Annotated in this window: 7 protein-coding genes; all 7 read right to left on the bottom strand. The window is 49.1% G+C overall.

Going from position 1 to position 7,265, the window contains the following annotated elements; genetic code table 11:
* Positions 1–309: 309 nt before the first annotated feature.
* A complete protein-coding gene (locus J4E70_RS19025; RefSeq protein WP_213891501.1) occupies positions 310–1,536 on the bottom strand; it encodes a serine hydrolase domain-containing protein in 1,227 nt (408 codons plus the stop codon).
* A 72-nt stretch (positions 1,537–1,608) separates the two neighbouring features.
* Positions 1,609–2,640, bottom strand: a complete 1,032-nt coding sequence (locus tag J4E70_RS19030; RefSeq protein WP_213891503.1) for an ABC transporter substrate-binding protein — start codon at positions 2,638–2,640, stop codon at positions 1,609–1,611.
* Between the two features lie 32 nt (positions 2,641–2,672).
* Positions 2,673–3,476 (bottom strand): ABC transporter permease, encoded by an 804-nt coding sequence (locus tag J4E70_RS19035; RefSeq protein ID WP_213891504.1) that lies wholly within the window; start codon positions 3,474–3,476, stop codon positions 2,673–2,675.
* Complete coding sequence (locus J4E70_RS19040; RefSeq protein WP_213891506.1) at positions 3,469–4,425, bottom strand: ABC transporter permease; 957 nt, start codon at positions 4,423–4,425, stop codon at positions 3,469–3,471. Before J4E70_RS19040 ends, J4E70_RS19035 begins: the two co-directional genes overlap by 8 nt.
* Complete coding sequence (locus J4E70_RS19045) at positions 4,425–5,537, bottom strand: ABC transporter ATP-binding protein (protein WP_213891512.1); 1,113 nt, start codon at positions 5,535–5,537, stop codon at positions 4,425–4,427. Before J4E70_RS19045 ends, J4E70_RS19040 begins: the two co-directional genes overlap by 1 nt.
* Positions 5,538–5,660: 123 nt before the next feature.
* Positions 5,661–6,437 (bottom strand): helix-turn-helix domain-containing protein, encoded by a 777-nt coding sequence (locus J4E70_RS19050; RefSeq protein WP_213891508.1) that lies wholly within the window; start codon positions 6,435–6,437, stop codon positions 5,661–5,663.
* Positions 6,438–6,786: 349 nt separating this feature from the next.
* Complete coding sequence (locus tag J4E70_RS19055; protein ID WP_213891510.1) at positions 6,787–7,020, bottom strand: hypothetical protein; 234 nt, start codon at positions 7,018–7,020, stop codon at positions 6,787–6,789.
* Positions 7,021–7,265: the final 245 nt, after the last annotated feature.

The following is a 7,265-nucleotide window of genomic DNA, read 5'->3' on the forward strand; positions in this document are numbered from 1 at the left end:
GCTGCCACCGATCCCACATCTCAGATTTCTGTTTGTCCGTGTAAAACGTCCGCGTCCGATATTTCATCTCTAACACTCCATCTTTCCAAAAAGACTAAAGTGTTGCGACCACCCGTTGAAACCGCCACCAGAAGCAGACCGTGTCCATCTCTCTGAGTGCGTTTTCACCCCGTTTTGTCACCCAATCCGAGTGACCGAGAGGTGACCCGGGACCTCTTGTAAAAGAGTGACCGGATACTTCAAAGGTATTGGAGTACCGTGCAACCCATTGAGAATGTTATGTAACATGTACTCGGAATTTGGTGGAGCCTAGACCGGTGAATTTATTAAGTTCCTGATTGCGTCGATTGCCAGAAAAGTATCGATAGTATATTCGGGGATCACGTAGTCAGGCCAGCTGGAAAGCTTGACGACCAAGTAGTCATTTTCCCGATCCACATAGATCATCTGACCGAACACTCCTCGTGCAGCGATGTCGCCACGATCAACATCTCGTATCCACCATTTGTTCTTGTACGCACCATTCGGGGTTACATTGATATAAGGAGCGTGGAATTTCTCGGCGTCGCCCTTCTGGCAATCTTTAACCCACGATAGCGGAACAATGTCGGGTGCTCCTGTCTTTCCGGAATCAAGGATTAAACGGCCAAAACGAGCATAATCTCGTAAAGTGGCGTTGAACCCACCGTCTGCCAGCGCAGTGCCGTGTCGGTCGACGGTGAAAAACCCATCTCGCTCCGCCCCCATAGACTGCCAGATCAACCGACTAACCAAGTTCGGTAAGCTTTCACCACTTACACGTTCCAGTACCCATGCGATAACGTCTGTTTCGATAGAGCGATAATCAAAAACTTCGCCGTGTTCCCTGACTTTGGGAAGGGTCAGGATGATGTCGCGGATGGATTCATATTTGCTGCCGGCTAAGGCCGGTCTCCAGCCACAGGCAACGTCAACACGAGTCATATCTGAATGAGGCAAACCATAGTCTTCGGTGAACTGAACGCCTGCCTGCATAGAAAGCACATGGTCTAGCGTTGCGTCACCGTAACCGCAGACCGCGAGTTCGGGGACATATGTTTTCAGTAACGCATGACGCTCAAGTGTCCCGTTTTCCAACAGTATTCCTGCAACGGCACCTACGATTGTTTTGGCGACTGATTGAGACAGGTGGGGCGTTTCAGGGTGCATGTCGTTGGCGTAATGCTCAAATATCAGCTTTCCCTTGGCGTAGACAAGCATTCCATCTGTGTAGGTCTCTTCGAGAAAGCTATCGAAACCTTTTTCATTCCCCGCAAAATTGGTGAATTTCATATTGGATAGGTCGATGAGAGATTTTTCAAATTCCGAAGCCTCCTGAAGTCCGCGTCGAACTTCGACTGTTGGAAACAGGCTGCGGATGTTTAGAAACGTCCAGCGATTGAACGGCGCAAGATCCCAGTTTTCAAGCGAAGGGCGTTTCTCCGGAGGTGGTGGAAACCCTTGCATGATGCCGAGTTCGCGGGCGGTTTTGGGACGGATGATGTTTCCGTTATTCATACCGACTGTCCGTTACAATGGAATAGCTAGAAGGAAAGGAGGCGCCTTAAGGCACCTCCTTGTGGCAACATCTTACTGCTTCAGGCGCGTCCAGATCACATTGTAGAAATCAACAACACTCTGATCACAGGGTGGTACGAAATCTGGAGCTGGTGCATCTGCCGGCATAACAATCTCAGGGGCTTCGGTCATTTCCGGGTCCATGAACGGTTCCGATCCCATAATGCCGTTGGCATAGCGCGCGAAATTTGAGATCAGTGCTGCGTTTTCCGGATCCATGATATAGTTCACGAAAAGCTTAGCGTTCTCGAGGTTCGGTGCGTCCTTCAGAACCGCAACATTATCCATCCAGCCTGTGAAGCCTTCTTTCGGATATGCGTAGACCAGGGTTGGCCGCTGCGCGCGCGCGCGCATGGACGCGCCGTTCCAGTTTTGTGAAAGGTCCACGTCGCCCGATGTCAGTTTTTCGATGGTCGAGTAATCCATTGTGCGCCAGTGGGTCTTCGCTTCGAGAAGAAGCGCCGTCAGTTCCCTCAATTCATCTTCGTTTGAGTTGCAGCGTGGATAACCCAGATAACGTAGTCCAGCGTTGATCACGTCATTCATGTCATTCAACATATTGATGCGGCCTTGCAGTTCTGCGGGTGGGTCAAAGATCAAGCCCAATGTGTTGATGTCGCCGCTGTAAACCTCGCTGTCGACAACAAACGAGGTGGTGCCCCATTGGTAGGGGACGGAGTACTCCCGGCCCGGATCCCAGTAAACATCAACCCATTTTGGATCCACGTTCCCAAAGTTTTCCATTGTGTTCGCGTCGATGTCTTCAAGCAGGCCCTGCTCAATCATGATCGCAATCATGTAATCACCAGGGACAACAATATCGTAACCCGTATTGCCCTGCTGGACTTTGGCCAGCATGGTTTCATTCGAGTCATATCCGTCTAGTGTGACCGCAATGTCGAACTCTTGTTCAAACTTTTCTATGAGTTCGGGGCTGGTGTAGTTGCCCCAGTTGTAGATATGCAATTCGCCTTCTGCAACGGCACCGCTGCTGCAAAGTGCGACACCACATGCGGCGCTAAAGCCTAGTAGTTTATGTTTCATTTTACTCTCCCGTTGTTAAGTTTTTATGGTCGTTATTTCTTTGTCTTTCTCTGGAAGAGAAAGAAGACTGCGACGAGCAAGATTGAGACCGCCAAAAGGATTGTGGAAACTGCGTTGATTTCCGGTGTGATGCCGCGCCGGATCGCGCCTAGAATAAAAATTGGAAGTGTCGTTTCACCGGGGCCGGCGACCATTAAGGTGATGATCACATCATCCAGCGACACGACAAAGGCCAACATCGCACCCGAAACGACCCCCGGTATCAAAAGGGGGAAGGTCACTTCCCAAAAAACCCTGATCGGCGAGGCATAGAGATCGGCCGCCGCCTGTTCCAGAGTCAGTGTCATATCCTCGAGCCGCGCGCGGATCGGCATGTAGGCAAAGGGAACGCAGAACACGGTATGCGCCAGCATCAGATACCCGATACCGGTCACCCCAGTGATCTGCTTTATCAGCGCAAACAACGATAGCGATGCAATGGCGGTTACAATTTCAGGGATCATCAGCGGCTGATTGATAATCGCATACGCCAGATTCATACCGCGATAGGGTCGGGTTCTCGTTGTGGCAAGCGCGGCCATTGTGGCGAAAATTGTGCCGAAAACGGATGCGACAAGTGCCAGTTTTAGTGAGGTAACCGCTGCAGCACGTATACCGTCATTTGCGAATGCTTCTGTGTACCACCGAAAGCTGAACTCGGTCCACTTCACGACTGAGCGGTTGTCGTTGAACGAAAATAAGACCAGCATAAGGATCGGGGCATAAAGCATGAAAATGCAAAACCAGGCGATCTGCGAAAAGCCGGGCTGTCGGCGAAGGTCATAGCGTTTAGCCATGGCTGTGGCCCTCCTTCGCAGAGTGGCGCACGTACAGCAGCAATGCGACCATCACCACAGCCATAAGGATAAGCGCTGCGGCAGAGCCAAATGGCCAGTTGCGCGATGACCCAAACTGAATCGCGATCAGATTTCCGATCATCAGCTTTTTACCGCCACCCAAAAGTTCGGGCGTGATATACGCACCAAGGCCTGGAATGAAGACAAGAATACAGCCTGCAACAATTCCCGGTTTTGCCAGTGGCAGGATCACGTTAGTTAAAACGCGAAAACGGCTGGCATATAAATCGTAAGCAGCTTCGATCAGGCGAAGATCCAACTTTTCAAGACTTGCATAAAGCGGGAGTACCATGAATGGCAGATAGCTATAGATCAGTCCGATAAAGACTGCGGTGTCTGTATAGAGAATTTCAATAGGTGCTTCGGTGATACCGAGCGACATTAGACCTGTGTTTATTACACCCTGATCGCGAATGATCAGCAACATGGCGTAGGTGCGTATCAGAAGGTTTGTCCAGAAGGGCAAGGTGATCAGAAATAACCAGAAGTTTCGTTGATCTGCTGGTTTTGAGGCTATGAAATAGGCGGTTGGAAAACCCAGTATCAATGCACCTATCGTAGCCCCCAGAGACAAGCCGATGGAACGGCTGAAGATCGACAGATAGGACCAGTTGACTGATAAAGTATCGTCAAAAATATCGCGTTGGGCGATGAACTGGATGTAAGCGTCCAGTGAGAAAACCCATTCAACACCACCGAATGACCCCGGTTTCAGGAATGAATACACGAGTGTTATTGACAATGGCATCAAGCCAAAGAGGCCGATCAAAATTAACGCAGGCGATAACAGTATCCATCGCGCCCTTGTTTTCCGCTGCGCATCTACGCGGCGTGCGTGCGCCAATGTTTCGGATGCACTGAGGCTGATATCTTGGTCAGTACTGGCCATCAGTTCCTCAATACTTTTGCGGCCGAGTCGGCAAAATTAACTGATACTGCATCTCCCAGTGAAAGCCCGGTTTCGCTGCCCTGTGTTTGAACAACAAAATCCACCCCGTCAGAGAGCGACACATGAATGTTTGTCCCTGACCCAAAAAAAACGATGTTGTTGACGACACCAGAAAGGGCGCCGGTGCCTGATTTGGCAAGAGTTGCTTTTTCTGGACGTACCGCTACGAACAGGCTGTCTGACTGTATTCCATCGTCGGGTAAATGAACTTCTGAACCACCTGCGATCATGACCACAAGCTTTCCATTCTGTCTGTGCTTCACTTGTCCAGGCAATACATTGATGTCACCAATGAAGTCAGCAACGAAACGATGCTCGGGCGCGTTGTAAATTTCTTTGGGTTGTCCGACTTGTAAAACACGCCCCGCGCTCATTACAGCGATACGATCAGACATGGTCAGCGCTTCTTCTTGGTCATGCGTGACAAAAACAAACGTGATCCCGGTCTGGTCCTGAAGGCGTTTCAGTTCTATCTGCATTTCCTTGCGCAGCTTCAGATCAAGCGCTGCCAGCGGTTCATCCAATAGCAACACCCTTGGTGCTGGCGCGAGCGCGCGTGCTAGTGCAACCCTCTGTTGCTGGCCACCTGACAATTGATCCGGTTGTCGGTTTGCCAGATCAGACAGGCGGACCATATCAAGCATCTTTTCTACTGCATTTGTAATCTTGGCTTTGTCCCAACCAAGCATTCGCAGCCCAAAGCCGATGTTGTCCGCGACCGATATATGGGGAAACAGGGCGTAACTTTGAAACACTGTGTTGACCGGGCGCATGTGTGGAGGAAGATGCTCTATCCCCTCACCATGCAGCAAAACCGTGCCTGAATCCGGCAATTCAAATCCGGCGATCAGGCGCAGCAACGTTGTCTTTCCACAACCAGATGGGCCAAGTAGTGTGAAGAACTCGTTTTGCTGGATATCAATTGAAACATCATCCAGCGCCGTGATCTGATTGCTGCTGTGACCGAATGTCTTAACTAACCCCTGAACTGAAATTGCGGGGACTTCGTCCGCGTCGTTCTTCGCCAAAACCGTGGGTTTCAACTGGTTCATGTTTTGGGTTACTGGCAAGCCTAACTCTCCTTAGCGAGCCTGGTCTTTGCCAGACTCTTGCTGTGTTCATGCTAGGAGAGTAATCAAAGTTTGGTAAATACCCCCGAAGGGATAGGTGCCAAGTTACTCAAAAACGCTTTCAAAAAAAGCGTGGAAAAGCTCCGCTTGTGACGAAATATTCAACTTACGATAAAGGTTTTTGCGGTGGATTTTGGTTGTTCCAATTGTTGTACCTGTCTGGGCGGCTATCGAATGTGAAGAATGGCCTTTTAGTATGAGCCCAGCGATCTCGCTTTCTCTTGGCGTTAGCCATTTCTCGCCGAAGTTCAGCATAGCTTCATCGACATCGCGCCCCACAGTTTGAGATGAGCCGCCATGCCGGAATCCATCGAAGTGTCGACGACTGAGCGCCTCAATCACGGGGAGGATTTCGCGAAATTTCTTGGTTTCTGCTTTCGAGAAACGTTTTTCATGCGTATGCCGACCCAATGAATAGAAAAGTGTATTTTTTTCTGAAATCTGCACGAACAATCCTATTTCATCTTTTAATTTCAAACCTTTATAGTATCTTTCATAATACGTTGAACTTTGAAACCGGTCAGGTGAAATCTCCACAAGTCTGTGAACTTTGGTTCCCGGCGACTTTAGGTTTGAATTAAAAAAGGGATCAAGCAGATAGTTCCGTTCAATATAGGTATCAACGACATCAAGCCGCCGCTCGCTCCGAACGTTATCGTATATGTGAGTGGGCTGCTTTTTACCTTCCAACTCAGTGACGAAAATGCCTATAAAGCCGACAATTGATTGTAGATACTCAGTCACCCTTGTAAAGAAATCCTCGGTGCCCACCGCAGAGATTGTTGCCGCCAAACTGTCATTTGTGCATCTTCTAATGTTCATAGAATACAGATTGTCTTTGTTGTGTTTTGAAAACCAATCTACGCAAAATGTTGCTGCAATGCCAATGCAGAGACACGATAGCAGAAAAAAAGGGGAGGTAATTCTGTTGCGTTGTAATCTTGTGGCTGCTGTGAAAACGCGAGTTAAACTAAGTGCTGGATATTCGCAGGTTAACTTTTTGGAAGATTGAGGTTTATCCAAGCTTAGCCTGAATTCGCTAACATCGGTGTTTTTGTGAGATCGAGTATCGAACGATCGGGCGCCATTTCAGACGATTGTAGCTCGCCAAAATTTTTTTCAGTGTGTGACAAAGAAAGTTGCAGCAGCGTGGGTTTGAGAATACCCCCACCTAACCCTCTTCAGCGATATCGAGCAGTAGACCATAAACATGATCTGCTTGTTCGGTAAGTTCTTCTCTCGACAATAGATCATCAGGTTTCAGTTCCAAAATGTACGGGTTCCGAGATTTACCCGGTGACACACCACCCAGTGGCCCAACGATTGGTTCACAGCTGAGGTCGACCATTTGAACATAAAAGTCTGAGAAGTCGCCCTGTACGTAGTTGTGATGGATCAAGGACATTACTATTGCTGGCACGTGGCCCGTCAAACGTTCACGTCGAGGATATACCCATCTGAAAATACCGCGATCCCCATCAACGAAATAGTGCTCAACACCCATTGGGATTGTGCGATCCAGATGTCTAGCCCCCAATTTCAGTACCAGTAATTTTCGTTTTCTCTAATAAGGTTTCAAGCACTGGCGGGCGCATGTTCAATGCGTGATGTGGTCTTATCCGGTTGTATTGCCTGAGCCAAACATTGATG

Origin of the sequence: Pseudohalocynthiibacter aestuariivivens, from assembly GCF_018457175.1 — a bacterium.
GTDB lineage: Bacteria > Pseudomonadota > Alphaproteobacteria > Rhodobacterales > Rhodobacteraceae > Pseudohalocynthiibacter > Pseudohalocynthiibacter aestuariivivens.

Bases quoted from the DNA above. Each gene is read 5' to 3' on its own strand.
- J4E70_RS19030 (WP_213891503.1), bottom strand. From the start codon at position 2,640: ATGAAACATAAACTACTAGGCTTTAGCGCCGCATGTGGTGTCGCACTT.
- J4E70_RS19025 (WP_213891501.1), bottom strand. From the start codon at position 1,536: ATGAATAACGGAAACATCATCCGTCCCAAAACCGCCCGCGAACTCGGC.
- J4E70_RS19045 (WP_213891512.1), bottom strand. From the start codon at position 5,537: ATGAACCAGTTGAAACCCACGGTTTTGGCGAAGAACGACGCGGACGAA.
- J4E70_RS19055 (WP_213891510.1), bottom strand. From the start codon at position 7,020: ATGTCCTTGATCCATCACAACTACGTACAGGGCGACTTCTCAGACTTT.
- J4E70_RS19050 (WP_213891508.1), bottom strand. From the start codon at position 6,437: ATGAACATTAGAAGATGCACAAATGACAGTTTGGCGGCAACAATCTCT.
- J4E70_RS19040 (WP_213891506.1), bottom strand. From the start codon at position 4,425: ATGGCCAGTACTGACCAAGATATCAGCCTCAGTGCATCCGAAACATTG.
- J4E70_RS19035 (WP_213891504.1), bottom strand. From the start codon at position 3,476: ATGGCTAAACGCTATGACCTTCGCCGACAGCCCGGCTTTTCGCAGATC.